We start from the raw sequence: 23784 nt of genomic DNA on the forward strand, positions 1-23784 counted from the left end.
GCACGCACGACTTACCGCCCTGAACCGTAGCGCGTAGACAAGACGTCACACGCTCAGGTGTCGTTCAGGGGCCGTCAGGAACGCGGGAGGCAATCAAATACGACCGGTCCTACCAGGAGTAGGTACTGTCCTGGAATGTCGCTCGTCCCCCGTCCTGATCGGGCCTTCGCCGCCGCCCGTGCCGTTGTCGCGCCCCGTGCCGACGAGTTGCGGCACGGACTCCTGACCCTCGGGTCTCGGACGCCGAACACACCGGCGCGTGTGCTCCGGCGTCTGACCTCGGGAACGTTGCGGGGTGCGGTCGACGGACGCGTGGTGCTCGTCACCGGCGCGTCGTCGGGTATCGGGGAGGCGACGGCGCTGCGGCTCGGCCGCGCGGGGGCGACCGTGATCCTGGTGGCGCGGACGCGCTCGGCACTCGAGTCGGTTCGCGACCGGATCGTCGCCGACGGCGGTCGCGCGGTCGTCCATCCCTGCGACCTGAGCGACCTCGAGGCGATCGACGCGATGGCGGCCGAGGTGCTGGCCCACCACGGTGCGGTCGACGTGCTCGTGAACAACGCCGGTCGCTCGATCCGCCGCTCGATCGGTGACTCGTACGACCGGATGCACGACTTCGAGCGGACGATGCAGATCAACTACTTCGGAGCGGTCAAGCTCGTGCTGGCGCTGCTGCCGGCGATGCGCGCCCAGCGGCGCGGGCAGATCGTGAACATCCTCTCGGAGGGGCTGCAGCTCCAGACGCCGCGGTTCTCCGGATATCTGGCGTCGAAGGCCGCATTGGACACCTTCTCGCGCTGCGTGGCCAACGAGGTCCGCGGGGACGGGGTCCGGGTCAGTGGCGTCCACATGCCGCTGGTGCGCACGCCGATGATCGCGCCGACCGCCGAGTACCAGAGCGTCCCGGCGCTGCGGCCGGACGAGGCCGCTGGGCTGGTCTGCGAGGCGATCGTGACGCGGGCGTTCGCCGTCACCCCGCGGGAGGGGCAGGCGCTCGCCGCGCTGCGGGCCGTCGCGCCGAGCACGTTGGAGGCGGCGATCGCGGGCGTCACGCGGCGGCTGAGCGGGCCGGATGGGCGCGCGGACGGCGGGCGGGAGGCCGAGGTCGACGCCGCGAGCGTCAACGGCGACGACCCGGCGCCGGGCTCGCGGGAGGGGGCCGGGGTGAACGGCCCCGGCCGATCATTCTGAAACGGGTGCTTCGTCGCGGGGCCGGCGCAGGGCCAGGTACTCGGCCCGCGCGGCGAACGTCTCGCGCATCTGGCCGGTCAGCTCGTCGAGGAACTCCTCGCGATAGGAGGAGTCGGTCAGCACGCTGATCGCGTAGTAGAGGCCGGAGAGCGCGCCGATCGCGACCGAGACGCGGACCAGCTCGTCGGTGAGGCGCAGGGGAACGCCGGCGATGGTCGTGGCGAACAGCTGCTGGCCGCCGGTGGCGATCCACGCCTCCATCGTCTCGGCGTCGATCACGAGCATCCCGAAGGCGACGAAGAACCCGGTGACCGCGAGCGTCACGACCAGCATCTGGAGGCCGTGGCTGATCAACATCACCAGCCCGACGTTGGCCCGTTGCGCGCGGCGCAGGGGCACGAACGGCGGCGGGCCGGGCGTCGCGTCGGCCACGCTCGCCTCGAGCGAGCGCACCTCACGCGGGATCCGGGCCCCCAGGAACGAGACCACGACCACGGCGAGCAGCAGTCCGACGCCGTTCATCGAGGCGGTCGGCATGTCCCCGAACACCTGCCACATCTCGGTGTTGATGAAGAGGACGACGGCGAACAGCAGCAGCAGGGGGACCGCCCGGGCGAGCAGGGTGACCGAGACCGCGAGCTGCCCGGCCATGCGGCGGAGCGCCCAGAGCAGGATCGCGCCGATCCCGAAGCCGAAGCCGAGCGCGACGACGCCGAGCAGCAGCAGGTTGCCGGCTGCGGTCACCAACGCGCTGGTCAGCTGACCGTTGAACACCAGCGGCAGCAGTGCGGGTACGAGCACGAAGCCCGTGAGCTCGGCCGTGCCGAGGTCCTCGGGGATCGCCAGGGCCGGGCGGCCGCGGCGCCGGTTGGCGAGCGTGACGGCGACCAGGGCGATCCCGACCGCCCCGGCGATCGCCGCCAGATTGGCCACCACCGACCAGTCGAAGTCGAGCGCCCCGAACAGCTCGGCGACGAAGACCAGGGCGAGCAGCGGGAACGCCCGGTTGAACGCGTCGGTGCGCGCCGACCAGTCTTCGACGAAGAGCGGGAGCCCGGCCCGCCGGAAGCGTTGTTCGTAGCGCTCGAGCTGATCCACCGCGCCATTCCATCGGGCGGGGCGGACGACGGGCGTGGCCGTCCCCGTCGGCGGGTCAGTGGCGGGGCCGCGCGAGCGTCGCGACGACCGCGAGCGCGGCCCCTGCGGCGGCGCCGATCAGCGCGGCCGTCCGGAGCCCGTCGAACAGCTCGTTCCAGACCGCCGAGGCGATGTCGCGGGTCGAGCTGCCGCTGACGCTGTCGGTGGCCAGCGCGTGCCCGAGCAGCTCGGCGGCGACCACCAGCAGGCAGGCGATCGCCACGCCGACCCCGATCCCGATCGCGATCCGGCGACGGTTGCCGGCGGCGAGCAGGGCGACGAGGAACGTCACGAGCGCGGCGATCAGGGCCGGGATGCCGAGGCTGCTGATCGTCTCGAGCCGGTCGACGGCCTCGGCCTGGGCGCGGCTCCGGTCGAGGGTCACGACCGTGACCGCCCCGGCGCGCCGCAGCGGTCGCGCGATCTCGGCGGGGAGCGGGCCGGTCGCCTGTTCGACGAGCGTCGCGGCGTCCTCGACCGTGATCGCGATCTGGCGGTTGCTCGGGTCGAGGATCTTGCGCAGGGCCAAGCTCACCGACTGCCGCCAGACGGCGGCGAACTGGGGGCTGTCGACGACCCGCTGGGTCAGCGGCTCGACGATCCGCCGCGTGCGCTGGGCCGAGGTGCCGGTGAGCTGGACGATCTCGCGGGTGATCGCGGTCGTGAACTCCTCGTTCAGGCGCTCGCGAACGGCGGGCTCCTCGAGCACGGCCGTCGCGTGGTCCGCGAAGCGGTCTGGTTCGATCGTGCGGTGGGCGTGGGCGAGCGGGAGGCCGACCAGCACCAGCAGGGCGCCGACGACGAGAAGCGCGGCGAGGCCTTGACGCCCCCGGCTCGTGGGTCGGGCTCCGGAGGCGCGGGTGCTCACCCCCGCAGGATCTCAGCTCGTGGGTCAGGCCGTGCCGCTATGGCGGGTGGGCGCCGTGCCGTGCGCGTGGTGGGCGACGCCGATCGAGGCTGCCGTGACCCGATCGTCGAGCGCGACGCCGGTGTCGCACCAGGGGCAGCGCCGGTCGCCGGCGACCAGCACGTGCTCGGTGCAGGTCGGGCACCAGCCACGCTCGATCGCCAGGTCCTCCAGCGCCATGGGGTCGAGGCCGGCGTGGACGGCGACCGACGCACAGACGTGGGTCACGCGGGCGCCGTTGCCGGCTCGCCCGAAGGTGATCTGCTGGACGAACCGCTCGGCTCGGGGCAGCTCGATCTCGAGCTGCTGGGCGAGGCCGTCCGGCCCGAGCTCGAGCAGCAGATCGCCGAGGCGGTCCTGGAGGACGCCCGGGAGCGGGACGTGGAGGACCCCGAAGGTCTCCGGGCCGTGGGTGATGATGTCCTCGACGCAGCCGCGGTCGAGGAAGTGCGCGTGCTGCCCACGGGTCGTGCGCAGGGCGACGATCGCGCCGAGGCGCCGACGGCAGAGGCGAAAGCGCTGGCAGGTGACGTCGACGCCGTAGCGTTCGACATGAGTCCGGAGGAGGGCAGCGGTCGGGCGGATATCGACCCGGTCGCGGGCGGGAGCGGTGGAGGCCGGGGCGGGTGCCGAGGCCGGCGTCTGGGCACGACGTGAGTGGGGCATGCGGATCATCAACCGGGGTAGCAAGCGGTGGCGTCCGTCGCGGTGGGGGGAGCACGACCGGCGCCCGGTTGCGGCCCAGCATACGCCCGTACGCGCCAATAGTCGAGTATTGAAAAAGCACGCGCTGTCACTGGAGATACGGTGTATGTGGATGGCGTACGGCATCCGCCTCAGACCATCGTCTTAGGGCGTCTGGCGGGGTTAGTGGTCAGCGACTAGCGTGCACCCGCCACATCCGATTTGAAGACGTAGTCGTCCGGTGTGGGGATGGGTGGTTCGGTGGGATGGTGCGGTGTCCGAAGTGTCCATGTCGTCGCCGGCGTTGATCAGCGCTGCGCTGTCGGGGCGTTCGAGATGCGGTTCTCCCTGCTGAACGGGGGAATCTGGGGCGGCGTTCGGGTGCGGCCGGCCTCCCGGAAGCCGTGCCGTCGGGGCTCGGAGACGCGTTGTGTTGCATGCTCGGCGTCGGTTGCTGCGCGGCGGGCGTTGCGGAGGCTGGGACGACAGCCGTCACCGGGTGTCAATCGCTCTCGACGGGGCGGCGGTGGGGCCGCGTGGGGCGGCTCGGGGCGGCCCGGTGGGCGGCGCCGCCCCGGTGGTCTGTCGGGTGGTCGACGAGCGGTGTTCGATGGCCGTCGGTGTCGCCGCGCAGTCGGTGTTGACTGGTCAGCGAGCGGCGGGTGTTGACCCGGCGCAGGCGTGCGTTCGGGGGCCGCGCCTGCGGGGGCCGTGCGGCCCTGCGGCGGCGCCGGGTCGTGCGGCGGCGCGGGGTCGTGCCGCCGACGTGTCGCCGGCGGTCGGTCAGCCGGTGACCGTGTAGCCGGCCTCGGCGACCGCGGCGCGGACGGCTGCGTCGTCGAAGGCCTGTCCGTGGACGTTCACGCGGCCGGAGCTGAGGTCGACGTCGACCTGCTCGACGCCCGCGACCTCGGAGATCTCCTCGGTGACCGAGGCGACGCAGTGCTGGCAGGTCATGCCCTCGACGACGTACTGGTGGGGGCTGGCGGCGCTGGTGCTCATGGTCGTCCTTCGGTTGCGGCGCGCGGCGCGCGTGGCCGTGGCGTGGCGTCGGCCGCGGCTTCGGTGGGACGTCTCACGATACACCCTGGGGGTATTGATAGAATCGGTCCAGACCGACAGGAGAGCCACGTGTCCCCGACGCCCCGAAACGCCCCGAGCCCGACCACCCCGACCGCCGACGCGGCGGCGACCGGTGCCGCGCCCGACGCTGCCGCGGGGACGCCGACCCGTGGCTACAGCTCCAGCAAGGACGCGCTCCGCAAGCGTCTCAAGCGGATCGAGGGGCAGGTCCGGGGGATCGACGGAATGGTCGAGAGCGACCGCTACTGCATCGACATCCTGACCCAGATCAGCGCCGTCCAGGCCGCGCTCGACAAGGTCGCCCTCGGGCTGCTCGACGATCACGCCCACCACTGCGTGATCGGCGGCGACCCGGCTCAGAGCGAGGAGCGGACCGAGGAGCTGATGTCGGCCGTCGGGCGCTTGATGCGCCGCGGCTAGGACCCGGGCGACCGTTGTCGCTCGACGGCCCGACGCCCGGGGGATACGCTCCCGGGAACCGCTCCCTGTCCCGCGCTCCGCGCGGCGGGTGCCGCCGTCTGCCGCATGCCGCCCGTTCCGCCGACCACCGACGCCCCGACCGACACCGTCACCGTGCCTGGTGACGGAGGCGCACTCGTCGGCCGGGCCGCCCGGGGGTTCCTCGGGCAGCTGGCGTCGGCTGCGGCCGGCGTCGGCCGGACCGCGCTCCAGCCCGCGCAGCTGCCGGCTCGGACCGTCCTGCGGGTGGCCGAGGCGGCCATCCGCTCCCGGATCCGGCCGGCGGACATGGACGAGCGCGACAGCTACCTGGTCCGCGACGTGATGCCCGTGGCGTGGCTCGTCGCGAGCCTCTGGTTCCGGGCCGAGGTCCGCGGGCTCCATCACATCCCCCGTGACCGGCCGGTGCTGCTGGTCGGGAACCACTCCGGCGGCAACATGACCCCGGACTCGTTCGTCTTCGCGCTCGGCTTCACCAGCCACTTCGGTCCCGAGCGCCCGCTCCACGTCCTGGTCCACAACCTCGTATCCGCCTACCCCGGGCTCGGCGTGCTGCGTCGGCTCGGAACGTTGCCCGCCGATCCCGACGTCGCCCGCGACGCGCTCGCCGCCGGCTCCTGCGTGCTCGTCTACCCGGGCGGTGACTGCGAGGTCCACCGTCCGAGCTGGGAGTCGGCGACGATCGAGTTCGGCGGGCGCGCCGGCTTCGTGCGGCTGGCACAGGAGGCCGGCGTGCCGATCGTCCCGGTCGTCTCGATCGGGGGCCAGGAGACCGCGCTCTTCCTCGGCCACGGCGAGCGGGTCGCCCAGGCGCTCGGGCTCGACCGTCACCTGCGGCTGAAGACGATGCCGCTCTCGCTCGCGCTGCCGTGGGGGATCAACGTCGGCGACCTGCTCGGCCACCTGCCGCTGCCGGCGAAGATCGTCGTCCAGGTGCTGCCCCCGATCGACGTCAGCGACGCGTTCGGCGACGACGCGGACGAGCGCGAGGTCTACGACCACGTCACCTCGACTATGCAGGAGATGCTCACCGAGCTGCAGCGGCGACGCCGACTGCCGGTCGTCGGGTAGCGCGACAGCATGCGGATCACCGAACGGATCGACTTGCCCGTCTCCCCCGAACGCGCGTGGGAGGCGATCGTCGACGAGCGCGTGATCGCCCGCACGATGCCGGGCCTGAAGTCGTTCGAGGTCCTCGACGAGGGGCCGGTCGGCCCGGGCACGCGGATCCGGGCGGTCCTGACCGTCGGCCCGGCCGAGCTGGGCAGCGAGCTCGAGGTGACCGTCTACAACCCGGGCCGTGACGTGGTTGCCGCCGGCGTGACCGGGATCGACCTGCACATCGGGATCCGGGTCCGCCCGCAGTCCGACGGAGCACGGGTCACGGTCCGGCTCGGCTACAACCCGCCCGGCGGCATCCCGGGCTCGGTCGCCGGGATCCTGGCGCTGCCCGAGATGCGCCGCCGCACCCGCGAGATGCTGCGGGCGGTCGAGCGGCTGCTGCTCGCCGAAGAGCCGCCGCCCCGGCTGCCGCGCCCCAGCGACGTGGCGCGGCAGGCGATCCGGTCGGTCGACGTCTTCGCCCGCGCGGGCGTGCTGCGGCCGATGCGGCCCGACAAGTACCTCACGGTCGGCCGTCAGCTGACCCGCTGGGGCGCGACCCCGGCCGGCGCCTACTCGGCGGCGGCGGTCCGCGACCCGCAGCGGCTGGCGATCGTCGACGGCGATCGCGCGCTGACCTACGCCGAGCTCGACCAGCGGACGACTGCGCTGGCGGTGGCCCTCCGCGATCGTGGCGTCAGCGAGGGGCACCGGGTGGCGATCGCGTGCCGCAACCACCGCGGGTTCGTCGAGGCGCTGGTCGCCGTCAGCAAGGCCGGGGCCGACGCGCTGCTGATGAACACCGCGTTCGCGGCGCCGCAGGTGCGGGCGGTCTTCGACCGCGAGCGTCCGACGGCGATCATCTGCGACGCGGATCTGCTGGCGACGATGGACGCCGCGCTCGGCGAGGTCCGTGGTCGCTCCGGCGTGGCCGGCACGGCGACCGTCTCACGCGTGGTCTCGGCCTGGGACGACACGAGCCCGGACGCGATCCGCCCGAGCGGGGTGCGAGCGCTCGACGAGCTGATCGTGGAGGGGGCCGGCCGGACGTTGCGCCTGCCCGGGGCGCCCGGCCGCGTGGTCCTGCTGACCTCGGGCACGACCGGGACGCCGAAGGGCACCCGGCGCAGCCGGATCTCGCTCGACGCACCCGTCTCGTTCCTCGACCGGATCCCGTACCGCGACGGCAGCACCTTCATGATCGCGCCGCCGCTGTTCCACGCGTGGGGCTTCGCCAACCTGCTGCTGGCGCTGCTGCTCGGGTCGACGGTCGTGCTGCAACGTCACGTCGAGCCGGAGGACGTCTTCCGCTCCGTGGCGCGGCACGGCGTCGACGTGCTCGTCGCCGTGCCGGTGATGCTGCAGCGGATCCTCGACGTCGACCCCGAGGTGCGGGCGTCGTACGACCTCTCGAGCCTGCGGGTGACGGCGAGCTCCGGATCCGCGCTGCCCGGGGACCTCGCCCACCGGTGGATGGACGCCTTCGGCGAAGGGCTCTACAGCGTCTACGGCGCGACCGAGGTCGGGTGGGCGGCGATCGCGAACCCGGCCGACCTGCGCGCCGCGCCGAACACCGCCGGACGGGTGCCGCTCGGCGCCACCGTACGGATCTTCGCCGCCGACGGCGTGCCGTTGCAGAGTCACCGGATCGGCCGGATCCACGTCGGCGGCGGGTTGGCCAACGACCGCTACACCGACGGGACGCGGCTGCCGCGGCGCGACGGCCTCGCCGACACCGGTGACGTCGGCTACTTCGACGACCTCGGCCGGCTGTTCGTGCTCGGGCGCGAGGACGACATGATCGTCTCGGGCGGGGAGAACGTCTATCCCCGCGGCCTCGAGGACCTGCTCGCCGACCACCCGCAGATCCAGGACGTCGTCGCCGTCGGCGTCGAGGACGCGACCTACGGGGAGCGGCTCGCCGTCCACGTGGTCCGGGTCCCCGGCTCGCGGCTGAGCGCGAAGGCCGTCCGCGAGCACGCGCGCGCCAACCGCCCGAACTTCGAGGTCCCGCGTGACGTCGTCTTCGTCGACGAGCTGCCGCGCGGGGCGACCGGCAAGGTCATCAAGCGCGAGCTCGCCGGCTAGCGGCGGGAGCTACGCCGGCGGCCACGGGGCCTCGGCGTCGGGCTCGCCGTCGAAGTACTCGAGCGCCGAGATCGGCAGCAGGACCCCCGGCCGAACCGCGATCTTGCCGCTGTCCGGGTAGACGGCGACGTCCCCGTCGACGAGGTCGCCGATCGTCACGTACTCGATCCCCTCCGGGCCGACCTCGATCCGGTGGCCGACGCCGGGCTTCGGCGGGCGCAGGAAGAACGAGCCGGGGCGGAGCGGGTGGGCGGCCTCGCCGATCCGCGCGATCCCCGTCCCCCGCAGGACGTAGAAGCACTCCTCGGCGATCGTGTGCCAGTGCAGCGGCGTGTTGATGCTGCCGGGCGGCAGCTCGTCGGTGGCGAGCACCAGCCGTCGCGCGCCGGCCGCCGCGGCGGCGTTGCGGGTCGCCCAACGGAAGCGGCCCCGGCCACCGACGTCGACCGGACAGTCCTCCAGCGCGACGATGCCCGGCGGCCGCACGGGGGAGACGGCCGGGACCACGAGCGGTCCGGCGTCGGCGTCGGCGCGGTAGGGGTGCGGGGTGGCGGCCGGGGACCAACGGGGCCCGAGCCAGAACTGCTCCGTCCGCGGCAGGTAGGTGATCTTCGTGCGGGAGCCCTCGGAGGCGGCCAGCACCGTCAGGCCCCGTGCGCCGGCGATCAGCGTGTGGGCAGGGCCGTTCGCGCGGTGGACGAGCACGTCGCCGGTGGCGACGCGGTAGGCGTGGGCCCGACGGTCGCTCGTCGCCTGCCAGCTGACCCCGTTGCCCGCCAGCACGAGGAAGGCCTCCTCCTCGTCGGCGTGGCTGTGGGGCGGGGTCGAACGCCTGCCGGGCGCGATCGTGATGATCGAGACCCCGAGGCGGTGGGCTCCGACGGCCGCGCCCAGGCGCTTGCGACGGGCCTCCAGCTCGCCGATCTGCCAGCTGGTCTCCGGCACGTCGTCGACGTGGATCGGGGGATCGTTCGGGCCCGCGAAGGCGTCGGACGAGTCGTCGTGCACCATCGGGGCCGACCCTATCCTGCGGTTCGGGCGCCGCGGCCGAGGTCGGGCGGCTGGACGACCCCGCTACGCTCGAGAGGTGACCGAGGCTTCCCAGGCGCCCGCTCCGACGGCCCCGTCGACGACCTTCGACCCGACCGCGTTCGCGAGCTTCCGGTTCGTGGCGGTCGAGGTCGACGAGCAGGCTCCGGCCGTCACGCTGCGCTACGCGCTCGACGACGCGGTCGCGTTCGTCGAGACGATCCGCTTCGAGGGCGTCGACTGGCCGAGCGACCCGGCTCGGCAGGAGGCGTTCCGACGTCTGGCCCGCCTGCTGCACCTGCTCGCCGGCGTCTCCTACTACAAGACCGCGGTCCCCCCGGCGATGGTGGTCGAGACCGGCCCGCTCTCCCCGCGGCTGCGGACGCTGCTGCAGGACGTCTACACGCTGGGCCTGGGCGAGTTCGCCTACCGCAACCAGATCGACATCCGCGAGCGGGTCGCGTTCCCGCCGGCCGCGGCCGACGGCGACGCTGCCCCGGAGCCGGTGGCGCTGCCCGAGACCGGCCGCACGCTGGTCCCGATCGGGGGCGGCAAGGACTCGGTCGTCGCGCTCGAGATCGTCCAGCAGGCCGGACGCGAGGCGGTCTGCTTCTCGGTCGGCCGGGCGACCCCGATCGTGCGCTGCATCGGGGCAACGGGCCCGCCCGCCCTGCCGCATGCCGTCGCGCTTCGCTCGCTCTCGCCGAACATCGGCGAGCTGAACGCCAGCGGGGCGCTCAACGGGCACGTTCCGGTGACGGCGGTCGTCTCGACGATCGCGCTGATGACCGCGGTGCTGCACGGGGCGGATGCCGTCGCGATGGCGAACGAGCGCTCGGCGTCGGAGGGCAACCTGGTCTGGGACGGCCTCGACGTCAACCACCAGTGGAGCAAGGGCGCCGACTTCGAGCGCGAGCTGCGCGGGCTGATCGAGGCCGAGATCGCCGTCGGGCTCGACTACCGCTCGGTCCTGCGTTCGGCGAGCGAGCTGACGATCGCCCGCGCGTTCAGTCGCCTCGAGCGGTTCCACCCGCACTTCACCTCCTGCAACACCGTCTTTCGGATCGATCCCGCCCGCCGCCGCTCGAACTGGTGCGGGGACTGCCCGAAGTGCCGGTTCGTCTACCTGGCGCTCGCCCCGTGGCTCGACCCGCCGGCCCTGCAGGCGACCTTCGGCGTCGACATGCTCGACGATCCCGATCAGTACGACGGCTTCTGCGACCTCGCCGGCCTCCGCGAGCACAAGCCGTTCGAGTGCGTCGGCGAGGAGGCCGAGTCGCTGGTGGCGATGCGGCTGATCGCCGGGGCCGACACCTCGGGTGCGGTCCTTCCGGGGCAGGAGGCGATTGCCGGGGCTCGTCGTGGGCCGAGCCCGTGGGCCGGTCACGTGGTCGTCCGGCGGCTGCGCGAGGAGCACCTGCGTGAGGTCGCCGACGGGCGCGGGCCGGCCGAGCTGGCGGTGCCGTTCGCGCTCGAGCCGACAGCGCTCGCGGCGCTGCCGGCGGAGTTGCGCCCGGCCGCCGAAGTCGTGCTCGGGAACCACGCCGGGACGTGAGCCGCGACGGGGTGGAGGGGCGAACGTGCGTTCGGTCCGAGCGGGCTGGCATGATCGTCCCGATGCCCGGATCCGCCTGTCCTCGCCGTCCGTCGTACTCGGTGCGGGGCCGGTGAGCGTGACCACGGAGGTGCTGGCGCTGAGTCGACTCCAGGCCCGCCGGATAGCGCTGGCCGCGCAGGGATTCGCCGACCCGGCTCCGCGCGGGCCGGTGACCGCACGCCACCTCCAGCGCGTGATCGACCGGGTCGGGGTGTTCCAGATCGACTCGGTCAACGTCGTTGCCCGCGCGCACCTGATGCCGCTGTTCAGTCGGCTCGGCCCGTACGACCCGGCGCTGCTGGACCGGGCGACGAGCCGCCGGCCGCGGCGGCTGGTCGAGTACTGGGCGCACGAGGCGTCGTTCGTCCCGCCCGAGACCCACCGGCTGCTGCGCTGGCGGATGCAACGGGTCGACATCGAGGGCTGGGGGATGATCCGGCGGGCCGCGGAGCAGCCCGAGGTGCTCGCGATCGTCGAGGCGGAGATCGCCGCCCACGGTCCGATGACCGCCGTCGAGGTCGAGCGGCGGATCGAGCGGGACGGCGCGCTCGGGCTGCTCGGCGAGCGGAGCGGCAACGGCTACGCCTGGAACTGGTCGGCGGTCAAGCGGGCGCTCGAGTACCTGTTCTTCTGCGGTCGGGTGACCTCGGCCGGGAGGACGCCGCAGTTCGAGCGCCGCTACGACCTGCCCGAGCGGGTGCTCCCGCCCGAGGTCGACAGCGCCCCCGACCCGGAGCCGGAGGACGCGATCCGCGAGCTGGTGCGGATCTCCGCCCGCGCCCACGGGGTCGCCACCGAGCAGTGCCTGCGGGACTACTTCCGCCTCCGGGCGCAGCAGGCCCGCTCGGCGGTCAGCGACCTGGTCGAGGCCGGTGAGCTGGTGCCCGCCCGGGTCGAGGGCTGGGCGCGTCCGGCCTTCCTGCACGTGGAGGCTCGTCGCCCCCGCCGGATCCAGGCGCGGGCGCTGCTCTCGCCGTTCGACCCGCTGGTCTTCGAGCGGACCCGGACCGAGGCCCTGTTCAGCTTCCGCTACCGGCTGGAGATCTACGTCCCGCGCGAGAAGCGGGTCTACGGCTACTACGTGCTGCCGTTCCTGCTCGGCGACGAGCTGGTGGCCCGGGTCGACCTGAAGGCCGACCGGGCGGCGGGCGTGCTGCGGGTCCAGGCGGCGCACGTCGAGGCGGGCGTCGCCGACCGCGAGCACGTCGCCGCTGAGCTGGCGGCCGAGCTGCGGACGATGGCCGGCTGGCTCGGGCTCGGCGACGTGGCGGTCGAGGGGCGCGGGGACTTGGCCGGGGCGCTGGCCGTCGCCGTCCGCTAGCTGCCGCCCGCGGGCGCGTCCGGCCCCGCGGGCCAGTCCGGCCCCGCGGGTCGGTCCGGTCCGCGGTCGCGCGTCCCGGTCAGGCGTCCGGATCGTCGGGCAACGCCGCGACGGCGGCGGCGAAGCGGTCCCCGCGGTCCTCGAAGTCCCGGAACACGTTGTGGCTCGGCGCGGCCGGCGAGAGCAGGATCGTCGCGCCGGGCGGAGCGATCTGGCGGGCGGCCGCGACCGCGGCGTCCATCACCGGGCCGGGCTCGGTGCCCTCGATCCGCCGGACCGCCAGTCCGGTGCCCGCCGCCTGGACGGCGTCGGCCAACGCAGGCCCGGTCCCCGGGAGCGTCACCAGGCCGGCAACCGTGACCGAGGCGGGCGGCTCGCCGATCGCCCCGGTCGGGATCTGGCCGCTGGCGAGCGCGCTGGCGAGCGCGTCGTAGTGCTGCTCTCGGTGGTCGCCACCGGCGAGCAGCACGACCGGACCGGGGCCGAACGCGGCGACCGCGGCGAGCGCGGCCTCCGGCGTGGTCGAGATCGAGTCGTCGACCCAGACGTGCCCGGCCCGCTCGGCGACGACCTGCTGGCGGTGGGGCAGCGGCTCGAAGTCTCGCAGTGCCGCGGCCAGATCCGGGATCTCGTACCCCAGCGCCCGCACCGACTCGAGCGCGGCCGACGCGTTGCGTGCGCCGATCACGCCCCGCAGTGGGAGCGCGTCGATCGAGCAGACGGTCTGGGGACCGTCGAGCAGCTGACCTTCGGCGACGTGCAGGCCGTCCGGGTGGTCGACCCACAGGATCGGGCAGCGGAGCGACGCCGCCGCCTCGCGCAAGGCCGGGTCGGCGTACGAGAGCACCGCCAGCCGCGGGTTCGACCTGCCGCCGGCCGGCGCGCCGGCCTCGGCGGTCAGGATCCGCAGCTTGTCGGCGTGGTAGGTCGCCTCGTCGCCGTGCCACGGCACGTGGTCGCGCAGGAGGTTGGTGACGACCGCGACGGTGGGGGCCCGCGGCAGGTCGGCCAGCTGGTAGCTCGACAGCTCCAGGACCCAGACCTCGGGCGGGTTCGCCGGGGTCAGCTCGTCGAGCAGCGGACGCCCGATGTTGCCCGCCAGCTGGCTGCGGACCCCGGCCTTGCCGAGCAGGTGGTGCAGGAGCGACGCGGTGGTGCTCTTGCCCTTGGTGCCGGTGACGCCGACGACGGTCTCGCGGTCGGCCCGCTCGGCGAGCCAGAGCGCGGTGCCGGTCGTCAGGATCGCGCCGCCGGCGCGGACCTGCTCGGCCTCCGGGCCGCGGACCGGCACGCCGGGAGAGCGGATCACCACGTCGCAGGCGGCCAGCGCCTCGATCCCGTCGGGGCCGAACAGCCACGGCACGGCCGGCCCGGCGGAGGCGGGCGTGCCCGAGGCCAGCGCCGACGACTCGACCGACGGCGGAGTCGACGTCACGACCAGCGAGCTGGCGTCGGGAGCGTGGCGGACGAGCGCCCGCAGCGCGGCCGAGCCTTCGCGGCCGGCGCCCCAGATCCCGACGCGCTTGCCGTTCAGATCGGCGATCCGGAGAGCGGGTGGCGGCAGGGGAATCGGACCGGTCTTCACCGAGCGGAGGTTATCCCGCGGGATGGGCTCCACTCTCCGAGGCGTCGCCCGAACGACGGTCATCCGTATCCTCCCTCGCTGATGTGGCGGTCGCTGACAGTGCTCCCGGTGGTCTTCGCCCTGGCTCTCGGGGTGGCGGGTTGCGGTGACCAGACGGAAGCGACGGTGACGCGCCCGACCCCGCCGGCCGCCGCCAAGCCGTCGGCCCAGTCGGTCGCCGCGACCCCGCCGCTGGCGCGCCGGACGATCGCCTCCGGCTTCCAGCGCGCCGCCGGACTGGTCGAGGAGCCGGGGCCGCAGGGGCGCGTGCTGGTGCTCGAGCAGGCCGGCACCGCGCGCTGGCTCGACGGGCACGGTCCGACCGCCGGCCCGCCGTTCCTGGACCTGCGCGGGATGATCAAGCTCGACGAGGAGCAGGGCCTGCTGGGTCTGGCGTTCCTCCCGGACTACCGCAAGGATCCGCGGGTCGCCGTCCACTACAACGACCTCGACGGCAACACCCGGGTCGACCTCTACCGGCTGCACGACGGCTTCGTCGACCCGCTCTCGCGCGAGCCGATCCTGGCGGTCGAGCAGCCGTACGGCAACCACAACGGCGGCGAGCTCGTGGTCGGACGCGATCGGCGGCTCTACCTCGGTCTCGGCGACGGCGGATCGGCCTACGACCCGCGTGAGAACGGCCAGGACCTCGACTCGCTGCTGGGCAAGGTGATCCGGTACGACCTGCGGAGCGATCGTGCTCCGCGCGGCGCGGCGGCGGTCCCGCCGTCCGACGAGACCGTCTCCGCCTCGCGCTGGCGGATCGTCGCCTACGGGCTCCGGAACCCGTGGCGGATCAGCTTCGACAAGCGCACCGGCGACCTCTGGATCGGCGACGCCGGCCGGGACGCCGCGCAGGAGCAGACGGAGGAGATCGACCGGCTGCCGGCCTCGCGGATCCGCGACGCGACGCCGCCGACGAACTTCGGCTGGGCCGCCTTCGAAGGCGCGCGCGACCAGCCCAACCGGGAGCTGAACACGACCGGGCCGCTGACCTGGCCGGTCGCCTCCTACACCTCGCGCAGCGGTTGCGCGGTGAACGGTGGAGTGGCCGTCCGCGGTCCGGGGAGCGTCCCCGCGAGCCTCCGCGACCGCTACCTCTTCGGCGACTTCTGCTCCGGCCGGGTCTGGTCGATCCCGGCCGACGCGAAGGCCCCGGTCGAGCTGCGCGACGAGGGCCTGCGGATCCCCCGGCAGACCTCGTACCTCCAGGACCGCCGAGGGCGGGTGCTGGTGAGCACGCTCGGCGGCGGGGTCGTCCAGCTGCTGCCGGCGCCGGTCGCGCGCCACGACGGCGACTGACCGGCGCTGCTGCGGCCAGGGTCTAGAGGCCCTTGGGGTGGACGACCCGGAAGCCGCTGGTCCCGCGCGACGCGACCTGCCAGCGGGAGCCGGTCGTCTGCCGACCGGAGGTGTCGAACCGCAGCCCGGCGACGTACATGAACGTGTGGCCGGCGTTGGCGTAGATCGTCACCCACTTGCCGGGGCCGGGCTCGCCCCAGTCGGCCAGGCCACCCGAGGTCATCGGGGCATCGATGATGCCGGCGGCGGCCAGCGCGAAGCTGATCGACCCGGAGCAGTCGTAGGCGGTGTCGATCCAGGTCGAGCCGGCGAGGCGCCCGTGGCCGCCACCGTAGACGTACGGCTTGCGCGCGACCTGGTTGCCGGCCCGGATGATGTCGGCGACCTTGCCCGGAGCGTCGAGCGGGATCGTGGCCATGCCGTCGGCGGTCAGCGAGGCACCGCTGATCATGGCCTCGTCGCTGGGCGACTGGCCGCCGGAGGTCTTCAGCGACCGGCGCAGCTCGGCGGCGACCTGGGCGTCGGTCGGGGCGCCCGACGGCAGCGTGTCCGGCGCCTTCTCGGGCGTCGTCGTGGTGGTGGTCGACGACTGACGGGCGTCGTCGGCGGGGGCCGCAGGCGCGGTCTCGGCCGCGTCGCCGCCGGCTGGGACATCGACGGGGACCGCGAGCGCGGGCGCGACGATCGGCCACGCACGCAGCTGGGCGACTGATTGACCGTCGGCGCCCGTGGCGCCGCTGACGGCGATCCCGCCGGCGACCAGCACCAGCACGCCGCCACCGGCGACGAGCGCGGGGCGACGCCACCGCTGGCCTTCTCGCGTTCGACGTCGTTCGCCCATCGCTCCGCACCATACCCCGACGGGCGGGAAGCGGTGGCGGTCGGTACGGTTGGGCCTCTTGTCGGGAACGCGCCATACGACGCTGCGCCTGGCCGCCATCCTCGGCGGCGTGCTGCTGGTCCTGGGCCTCGCCGTCGCCGCGGGCGGGCACGTGGCGCTCGAGCTCGCGCCGGCGCTGCTGCTGCTCGGGCTGGTCGCCGTCGGCTGGATGCCGGGCGAGGACCGTCTGGTCCGGGCGATCCGCCGTCGCCGCTCGACGCGCGGCCGTGGCCCCGCTCCGATCGTCCGCCTGCGCGGGCCGCGTCGCCAGGGTGGCGGCGGTCGGATCCGGATCGGCGTGCGCTCGACGCGGGGCCCGCCGGCGCCGCTCGCCGTCTGAGTCGTCGCCGCGGCTGCTTCCGCAGCGTCGCCGTCTCCGTCCGACGTGGCCTCCGCGTCGGCGCTCTAGGTCTTGCTGGCTCCACCTCCGGGTGTCGAGCCGTTCCACCGTCCGCATCGCCCCGAGGATCGTCGTGCTCCGTCCTTCCCGCCGTTCGCTCACCGTCGCGGTGGCGAGCGCCTGCTCGCTGCTGCTGGTCCTGGCCCCATCGGCCGGCGCCCACCAGGCGGATCCCGCCTACGACTCGATCCTCGCCGGCGTCAGCCCGGCGGTCCCGGGCCTCCAGGTCGCCGTGGTCTCGCGCGGGGACCACCTGACGCTCGCGAACGAGACCGGCAAGACCGTCGAGGTTCCCGGGTACAAGGGCGAGCCCTACCTGCGGCTGCTGCCGGACGGGACGGTCCAGGAGAACCTGCGGAGTCAGGCGACCTTCGTCAACAAGGACCCGAAGGGGGCCACGCCGGCGCCGGCCTCGGCCGACGCGACCGGGCCGCGCTCGAAGCCCGAGTGGCGGACGATCGACAAGTCCTCGCGCGTGGAGTTCCACGACCACCGGATCCACTGGATGGGCGAGGCCGGGACACCGGCCCCGCAGGTGAAGGACAGCTCGAAGCGCAGCAAGGTCTACGACTGGAAGGTGCCGATCCGGGTCGACGGCAAGCCGGCCACGATCGCCGGCACGCTCTGGTGGACGCCGGAGGAGGGCGGGGTGCCGACCGCCGCGATCATCGGCCTCGTCGCCGTCCTGCTCGCGGCCGTCGCGCTGGTGGTCGTCGTCCGTCGCCGCCGAGCCGGCAGCGACCCGACCGCGGAGGACGTCTGGTGACCGTCGGTCGCCCAACGACCCGGCTGCTCGGACTGGTCGCGCTGCTGGTCGCGCTCGCGGTCGCCTTCCCGGCGCTCGCCGGCGCCCACGCCTCGCTCGAGCGCTCGACCCCGGCCGCGGGAGCGGTGCTCGAGCGGGCGCCGCGCCAGGTCGTCTTCGTCTTCAGCGAGCAGGTCGAGGGATCGTTCGGGGCGCTGCGCGTCGTCGACGAGCACGGCAAGCGGGTCGACGACGGCCGCGTCACGCGACCCCGCGGTCGCAACGACGCGCTCGCCATCGGGGTGCGCCCGGGGACGCCCCACGGGGCGTTCGCCGCGACCTACCGGGTGATCTCGTCCGACGGCCACCCGGTCGTCGGCGGCGTGACCTTCGCCGTCGGTCGCGACGTGACCGCGGCCCCGCCCGACATCCGCGCCCTGACCGCCGACCAGGCGGCGCCCGCCGGCATCGGCACGGCGCTGTCGGTCGCGCGGGTCGTCCGCTACCTAGGGATCGGTGGGTCCTGCGGGCTGCTGATCCTGTTGATCGTGGTCTGGCTGCCACTGCGGCGCGCAGGTCGGATCCCGCCGGAGGCCGACGACGCGTTCGTCGGTGCCGCGGGCCGCTGGCTGCGAGTCGTCGCGTGCGTCGGCCTGGTCGGTGCGCTGCTAGCGGTCGTCCTCCAGGCGGCCAACGCCGGCGGCACCGGCATCGGCGATGCGCTCCGGGTCGACACGATCCGCGACGTGCTCGGGACGAAGACCGGCGCCTGGTTCCTGGTCTCGGCCGCGGCCTTCGCCGGGATCGCGCTGATCGCGGGTCGGGCGGTCCGGGCCGCGAGCCTGCGGACGTCGCCGGCGTTGCTCGCGGCGGTCGCGTTGCTCGCGGTGCTGGTGGTCTCCCCGGCGCTCGGCGGCCACGCGGCGGCCTCGTCCCCCGCCTGGGCGCTGGTCCCGCTCCAGATCCTGCACGTGGCGATGATGGGGGCGTGGATCGGAGGGCTGCTGGCGTTGCTGCTGGTGCTCCCGCGGGCCACCCGCGCGATCGAGCCCGGTCCCCGGCGGACCGGCCTGCTCGCCGCCGTGCTGCTGCGGTTCTCGCCGATCGCGCTGGTCTCGGTGGCGACCCTGACCGCAGCCGGCACGGTGCTGGCGATCCTCCACCTGACGACGCTCTACGACCTCACCGACACCGCCTACGGCCGGGCGGTCCTGATCAAGGCCATCCTGCTCGTGACGGCGGTCGGGGTCGCGGTCGTCCAGCGCGAGTGGCTAGTGCCGCGCCTGCGCAAGGCCGCCGACGCGGAGGACGTCCCTGCCGGGGGCGGTGCCGCTGCGGCTGCGGAGAACGACGTCGTGCCCACCGCCGCGCCGGCGCTCGCCGACGATCCGGCAGCCCCGGCGGGACCCGGGACCGCGGCGGCGGCCGGCCCCGCAATCCCGACGGTCGCCACCGCGGGACGCCAGATCCGGCTCGCCCTGCGGGCCGAGGTGCTGCTGCTGGTGGCGGTCCTGGCGGTGACCGGCGCGCTCGCCGGCTACGCACCCCCGAAGTCGCTGCTGTCCGGTCCGGCCACCGTCACGAGGACGGTCGGGGAGATCCAGCTGCAGCTGATCGTCGACCCGGCCCGCACCGGCGCCAACGCCATGCACCTCTACGCCTTCGACCGCCGCGGTCAACCGGTGGCGGGCGCCGAGCAGCTCGAGGTCCGGGCGATTCCGCCGGGCCGGAGCGGCGGCAGCGACGTGCCGGTCAAGGTCCCGTTCGTGGTCGCCGGTCCGGGGCACTGGACGGCGGCCGCGGTCCCGCTCGGCACCCCCGGGGGCTGGCGGATCGAGGTCGTGCTGCGCCGGTCGGCGTTCGACCAGACCGAGACGACCCTGCCGGTGCGGATCCGATGAACGCGCGGACGACCGCGACGGGGAGGGACCGGGCGGCGTGAGCAGCCTGCCGCAGATCCTGCTGCTGCTCGCCCCGGCGCTGTTGCTCCTGGCCGTCCTGGCCCTGGGCCGCTACCCCGGCGAGCGGACGCTGCGGCGCCTGCGTGAGCGTCGCTCCGCCCTGCGTCGGCGACCTGCCGTGGCGCGGCTCGGCCGGCGCCGCGGCGCGTCCCGGATCCCGCCGCGCGGAGGACGGCTGATCGGCGCGGGCGTCGCCTCGCGACCACCACCACGGTGCCGCGGAGCCCGCCGTCACGACGGGCACCGCTCCCTCCCGCAGCCGATTCCTTCCACCGTAGGAGCACCACATCACCATGTTCACCAAGAAGACCACCGTCCTCGGCGGGTTGGCGGCGTTCGCCGTCCTCGTCGCCCCGAGCGCCGCCAGCGCCCACGTCACGGTCCAGCCGCCACAGGCCGCGGCCGGGGGCTACACCGTGATCGACGTCCGGGTCCCGAACGAGCAGGACAGCCAGGGCACCGTCAAGGTCCAGGTCCAGTTCCCGCCCGGCGTCGCCAGCGCCAGCTACCAGCCGCTTCCCGGCTGGAAGGTCCGCGTGGCCACCCGCAAGGCCGCGAAGCCGATCGAGGTCCACGGCGAGCAGGTCGCCGACGAGATCGACACCGTCACCTGGACGGGCGACGGACGCACCGGGATCGTGGGTCCGGGCCAGTTCCAGGACTTCCCGCTCTCGATCCGGGTGCCCGACGGCGCCCCGGGCACGGCGCTGACGTTCAAGGCGCTGCAGACCTACGAGGACGGCGAGGTCGTGCGCTGGATCGGCGCCTCCGACGGCGAGTCCCCGGCCCCCCAGCTGACGCTGGAGGCCGCCGCCGACGAGCACGGCGCAACCGCCAGTGCCGCGAAGCCGGACGCCGCCGCCGACGACCACGCCGATGCGGCCGAAGACGACGGCGACGGCGACGGCGACGGCGACGGCAGCACGTTGGCGATCGTGCTCGGCGCGCTCGGCCTGATCGCCGGGCTCTCCGGGCTCGGCGTCGCGCTGGCCGGCCGCCGCCGCGCGAGCTGACCGACGCCACCAGCGCTCCCGCGTCCCGGCCACGGTGGCCGGGACGCTGAGGTTGCGTTTACAACCGCTTCAGGACCGATGACTGCCGATGCGCCACAATGCTCGAATGTCCGGAGCGAACAAGAAGAAGGAGGCCGCGCAGAAGGCGCGGCTCGAGCGGGAGGCCGCCGAGCGTTCGGCGCGCGAGCGCACGCAACGCCTGAAGATGCTCGGGGGCGTCGCGGCGGTGGTCCTCGTGATCATCGTGGCGGTGCTGCTGGTGAACCCGTTCAAGAAGGACGCCGCCGAGGGCGCGTCCGAGGGGAAGTACAACGTCGACGGTCAGGAGGTCACGATCAAGGGTGGCCCCGAGACGACGAAGATGATCAAGGGCCTGCCCCAGAGCGGCACGACGCTGGGGAACCCCGACGCGCCGGTGACGATCGTCGAGTTCGCGGACATGAAGTGCCCGGCGTGCAAGGAGCACGAGATCACGTCGCAGTCCGAGATCGTCGACAAGCTGGTGCGCACCGGCAAGGCGAACCTGCAGGTCCAGCTGATCAACATCATCGACCCGAACATGGGCACGACCGACGGCGCCGCTGCTCGCAAGGCGGCCCTGAACTTCGCGGCCACCAACACGTTCTGGAACTTCTTCCACACCAGCTACTTCAACCAGGGCGACGAGCAGGATCAGTGGGCGACCGAGAAGCGGCTGCGGCAGATCGCGGCCGGCTCGCCGGGGATCGACTACAAGACCGTGAACACGCGGGAGACGCCGGGGACCCGCAAGCTGGAGGCGGACGCGGACAAGCTCGCCGAGGCGCTCAAGGCGAGCGGCACCCCGGCGATCTTCGTCAAGCCGCGCGGCGTCGGGGCGTACACCTCGGTCCCGAGCTTCAACAACGTCGACGACATCGCCGCGGCGGTCGACGAGGCCGGCAAGAAGGCCAAGGCCACGCGCTGATGACCGGCGACGCCGAGCGGCGGCTCGCCCGCCGCAGTCAGCTGCTCGGCGTCGCCTTCCTCGTGGTCGCGGTCCTCGGAGGCGGCCTGATCGCCTTCGGGGCCTTCGGGGGCGATGATCCAGCCAAGGACGCCTCGGTCACCGACGGCGTTCGCGGCGTCACGGAGACGACCGCGCTGCTGCGGGGCGTGCCGCAGCACGGGATCGTGCTCGGCCGGCCCGACGCGCCGGTCACGATCGTCGAGTTCGCCGACCTCAAGTGCCCGGCCTGCCGCAGCTACACGCTCGGCCAGCAGCCGCAGGTCATCCGCGACCTGGTGCGGACCGGCAAGGCGAACATCGAGCTGCGGCTACTCGGGCTGGAGTCCTTCCGGCCCGACACCCTGCTCGGCCGCAACGCCGCCTACACGCTCGCCGGGCAGGACCGGATGTGGCCGTTCGTCGAGCTCGTCTACTACAACCAGGGCGACGAGCGCGACCCCTGGATCACCGAGCCGCGACTGCGGGCGATCGCCCGGCCCGCGCCGGAACTCCGCGACGTCACCGTCAGCACGGCGGCGACCCCCGGCTCGCAGGCGCTGTCGGAGCAGGCCGATCGGCTCGCCCGCAAGCTCGAGGTCGAGGCGACGCCGACCTTCTTCGTGCGCCCGCGCGGCAGCGACGACTACCGCAAGGTCGACAGCGGATCGTTCGGCGGACTCGCCGACAAGCTCGCCCGGGCGGTTGACGCGGCGACGCCGTCCAGTCGCTAGACCCAGGTACGTACCCGAATCGGGGCAGACGCGTCCAGGACTCAGGAAGCGTTTACGAAAGTTTCAGCGTCGGGCTGTGATGATGCGCCAGAATGCCCCGCATGGCCGACGCGAGCAAGAAGAAGGAGCTAGCCCAGAAGGCGCGGCTTGAGCGAGAGGCGGCCGAGCGTTCGGCGCGCGAGCGCAAGCAACGATTGAGGCTACTCGGCGGTGTCGGGGCGGTGATCGTCGTGATCATCGTGGCGGTGCTGCTGATCAACCCCTTCAAGAAGGACGCCGCCGAGAACGCGGCGGAGGGGAAGTTCACCGTCGACGGTCAGGAGGTCACGATCAAGGGTGGCCCCGAGACGGCGAAGATGATCAAGGGCCTGCCCCAGAGCGGCACGACCCTGGGCAATCCCGACGCGCCGGTGACGATCGTCGAGTTCGCGGACATGAAGTGCCCGGCGTGCAAGGAGCACGAGATCAACTCGCAGGCCGAGATCGTCGACAAGCTCGTGCGCACCGGCAAGGCGAACCTGCAGATCCAGCTGATCAACATCATCGATCCGAACGTGGGCACGACCGACGGGATCGCCGCTCGCCGGGCGGCGCTGAACTTCACGGACCAGAGCAAGTTCTGGAACTTCTTCCACACGAGCTACTTCAACCAGGGTCTCGAGCAGGATCAGTGGGCGACCGAGAAGCGGCTGCGGCAGATCGCGGCCGGCTCGCCGGGGATCGACTACAAGACCACGAACACGCGTGAGACGGCCACGACCCGCAAGCTCGAGGCCGAGGCCGACAAGCTGTCCAAGGCGCTGAAGGTCCAGAGCACCCCGTCGATCTTCGTCAAGCCGCGCGGCGTCGGGGCGTACACCTCGGTCCCGAACTTCAACAACGTCGACGACATCGCCGCGGCGGTCGACGAGGCCGCTGCGAAGGCCAAGAGCGAGGCGACGCGCTGATGCTCGACCGTCGACTGCGGTACCTGTCGTACCTGCTGGCCCTGATCGGGATCGGCTGTGCGATCTACCTGACCTACACGAAGTACGCCCACAACGGCGTCTGCGGGGTCAGCGGCGGTTGCACGACGGTGCAGCAGTCGACCTGGTCCGAGCTGTTCGGGATCCCCGTCTCGGTGCTCGGGATCGCCGGCTACGTCGGCATCCTCGCCCTGCTCACGTTCCCGCAGCGGAACGAGAACGTGCGGCTGCTGCTGGTCGTCGCCACCGGCGTCGGCTTCCTCTTCTCGATGTTCCTGATGTACCGGGCGTACATCACCCTCGAGGCCTTCTGCCCGTTCTGCACCACGAGCGCGGTCATGATGACCCTGCTCTTCCTGATCAGCACGTTCCGCTTCGTGCGCGGTCCGGGGCTGGCCCCGGGCGCCTTCTCGGAGCCGCTGGACGCGGACGATTCCGTCGACGTCGCGGAGCTGGCCGAGCCCACCCGGACGTCGGGTCCGGCGAACTAGGCCGTGCGCCCGCCCGCGTCCGAAGGCGCCGCGCCGGGTCCGGGCGGCGACGACGGCCCGGCGGGCCCCGCAGCCGGGCCACCGTCGCCGGACGGCGGATCGCCGGCG

The 23784-nt window shown here is 73.5% G+C and carries 22 protein-coding genes; 15 read left to right on the forward strand and 7 right to left on the reverse strand.

The window, feature by feature from the left end:
• Positions 1–261: 261 nt before the first annotated feature.
• The gene (locus tag ACVUH9_RS13765) at positions 262–1191 is read left to right on the forward strand and encodes an SDR family NAD(P)-dependent oxidoreductase (protein ID WP_475757829.1); all 930 of its coding nucleotides are present in this window, start codon (positions 262–264) and stop codon (positions 1189–1191) included.
• Here the strand turns inward: ACVUH9_RS13765 and ACVUH9_RS13770 are convergent.
• The 4 genes from ACVUH9_RS13770 to ACVUH9_RS13785 form a co-directional block, all read right to left on the reverse strand.
• Entirely contained in the window at positions 1183–2289 is a 1107-nt protein-coding gene (locus tag ACVUH9_RS13770) for a hypothetical protein (protein ID WP_475757831.1), read from the reverse strand. The two genes, ACVUH9_RS13765 and ACVUH9_RS13770, sit on opposite strands and share 9 nt — an antisense overlap.
• Before the next feature lie 55 nt (positions 2290–2344).
• Entirely contained in the window at positions 2345–3196 is an 852-nt protein-coding gene (locus ACVUH9_RS13775) for a hypothetical protein (RefSeq protein ID WP_475757832.1), read from the reverse strand.
• Between the two features lie 24 nt (positions 3197–3220).
• Complete coding sequence (locus ACVUH9_RS13780) at positions 3221–3901, reverse strand: hypothetical protein (RefSeq protein ID WP_475757834.1); 681 nt, start codon at positions 3899–3901, stop codon at positions 3221–3223.
• Positions 3902–4702: 801 nt separating this feature from the next.
• On the reverse strand, positions 4703–4921 hold the full coding sequence (locus ACVUH9_RS13785) for a heavy-metal-associated domain-containing protein (RefSeq protein ID WP_475757836.1): 219 nt from the start codon (positions 4919–4921) through the stop codon (positions 4703–4705).
• Positions 4922–5050: 129 nt separating this feature from the next.
• Here ACVUH9_RS13785 and ACVUH9_RS13790 point away from each other — a divergent pair, with 129 nt between their 5' ends.
• From ACVUH9_RS13790 to ACVUH9_RS13800, 3 genes are all read left to right on the forward strand, one after another.
• Entirely contained in the window at positions 5051–5422 is a 372-nt protein-coding gene (locus tag ACVUH9_RS13790) for a metal-sensitive transcriptional regulator (RefSeq protein ID WP_475757838.1), read from the forward strand.
• 105 nt (positions 5423–5527) lie between these two features.
• Positions 5528–6532, forward strand: a complete 1005-nt coding sequence (locus ACVUH9_RS13795) for a lysophospholipid acyltransferase family protein (RefSeq protein ID WP_475757840.1) — start codon at positions 5528–5530, stop codon at positions 6530–6532.
• A gap of 9 nt (positions 6533–6541) precedes the next feature.
• A complete protein-coding gene (locus ACVUH9_RS13800; protein WP_475757841.1) occupies positions 6542–8650 on the forward strand; it encodes an AMP-binding protein in 2109 nt (702 codons plus the stop codon).
• 9 nt (positions 8651–8659) lie between these two features.
• Here the strand turns inward: ACVUH9_RS13800 and ACVUH9_RS13805 are convergent, their stop codons facing one another.
• The gene (locus tag ACVUH9_RS13805) at positions 8660–9661 is read right to left on the reverse strand and encodes a cupin domain-containing protein (protein ID WP_475757843.1); all 1002 of its coding nucleotides are present in this window, start codon (positions 9659–9661) and stop codon (positions 8660–8662) included.
• 76 nt (positions 9662–9737) lie between these two features.
• Between ACVUH9_RS13805 and ACVUH9_RS13810 the strand changes: the two genes are divergently transcribed.
• The gene (locus ACVUH9_RS13810) at positions 9738–11234 is read left to right on the forward strand and encodes a MurL-like N-terminal domain-containing (protein WP_475757845.1); all 1497 of its coding nucleotides are present in this window, start codon (positions 9738–9740) and stop codon (positions 11232–11234) included.
• A gap of 118 nt (positions 11235–11352) precedes the next feature.
• A complete protein-coding gene (locus ACVUH9_RS13815; protein WP_475757915.1) occupies positions 11353–12597 on the forward strand; it encodes a winged helix-turn-helix domain-containing protein in 1245 nt (414 codons plus the stop codon).
• A gap of 79 nt (positions 12598–12676) precedes the next feature.
• Here the strand turns inward: ACVUH9_RS13815 and murD are convergent, their stop codons facing one another.
• Entirely contained in the window at positions 12677–14182 is a 1506-nt protein-coding gene (gene murD, locus ACVUH9_RS13820; RefSeq protein WP_475757847.1) for a UDP-N-acetylmuramoyl-L-alanine--D-glutamate ligase, read from the reverse strand.
• 165 nt (positions 14183–14347) lie between these two features.
• Here murD and ACVUH9_RS13825 point away from each other — a divergent pair, with 165 nt between their 5' ends.
• On the forward strand, positions 14348–15523 hold the full coding sequence (locus tag ACVUH9_RS13825) for a PQQ-dependent sugar dehydrogenase (protein ID WP_475757849.1): 1176 nt from the start codon (positions 14348–14350) through the stop codon (positions 15521–15523).
• 22 nt (positions 15524–15545) lie between these two features.
• On the opposite strand, the gene ACVUH9_RS13830 is transcribed toward ACVUH9_RS13825, so the two are convergent.
• Entirely contained in the window at positions 15546–16364 is an 819-nt protein-coding gene (locus tag ACVUH9_RS13830; RefSeq protein ID WP_475757850.1) for an NlpC/P60 family protein, read from the reverse strand.
• Between the two features lie 58 nt (positions 16365–16422).
• Between ACVUH9_RS13830 and ACVUH9_RS13835 the strand changes: the two genes are divergently transcribed.
• From ACVUH9_RS13835 to ACVUH9_RS13870, 8 genes are all read left to right on the forward strand, one after another.
• On the forward strand, positions 16423–16743 hold the full coding sequence (locus ACVUH9_RS13835; protein ID WP_475757851.1) for a hypothetical protein: 321 nt from the start codon (positions 16423–16425) through the stop codon (positions 16741–16743).
• Between the two features lie 133 nt (positions 16744–16876).
• Positions 16877–17569, forward strand: coding sequence for a hypothetical protein (locus ACVUH9_RS13840; RefSeq protein ID WP_475757852.1), 693 nt, complete (start codon positions 16877–16879; stop codon positions 17567–17569).
• Complete coding sequence (locus ACVUH9_RS13845; RefSeq protein WP_475757854.1) at positions 17566–19449, forward strand: copper resistance CopC/CopD family protein; 1884 nt, start codon at positions 17566–17568, stop codon at positions 19447–19449. Before ACVUH9_RS13840 ends, ACVUH9_RS13845 begins: the two co-directional genes overlap by 4 nt.
• A gap of 353 nt (positions 19450–19802) precedes the next feature.
• Positions 19803–20522 (forward strand): YcnI family copper-binding membrane protein, encoded by a 720-nt coding sequence (locus tag ACVUH9_RS13850; protein ID WP_475757856.1) that lies wholly within the window; start codon positions 19803–19805, stop codon positions 20520–20522.
• A gap of 106 nt (positions 20523–20628) precedes the next feature.
• The gene (locus tag ACVUH9_RS13855; RefSeq protein ID WP_475757858.1) at positions 20629–21468 is read left to right on the forward strand and encodes a DsbA family protein; all 840 of its coding nucleotides are present in this window, start codon (positions 20629–20631) and stop codon (positions 21466–21468) included.
• Positions 21468–22220 (forward strand): DsbA family protein, encoded by a 753-nt coding sequence (locus ACVUH9_RS13860; RefSeq protein ID WP_475757859.1) that lies wholly within the window; start codon positions 21468–21470, stop codon positions 22218–22220. The genes ACVUH9_RS13855 and ACVUH9_RS13860 overlap by 1 nt, the downstream gene beginning before the upstream one ends.
• A 101-nt stretch (positions 22221–22321) precedes the next feature.
• A complete protein-coding gene (locus ACVUH9_RS13865) occupies positions 22322–23167 on the forward strand; it encodes a thioredoxin domain-containing protein (RefSeq protein ID WP_475757861.1) in 846 nt (281 codons plus the stop codon).
• Positions 23167–23676 (forward strand): vitamin K epoxide reductase family protein, encoded by a 510-nt coding sequence (locus ACVUH9_RS13870; protein ID WP_475757863.1) that lies wholly within the window; start codon positions 23167–23169, stop codon positions 23674–23676. The genes ACVUH9_RS13865 and ACVUH9_RS13870 overlap by 1 nt, the downstream gene beginning before the upstream one ends.
• Positions 23677–23784 lie beyond the last annotated feature (108 nt).

Source organism: Patulibacter ginsengiterrae (assembly GCF_056269115.1).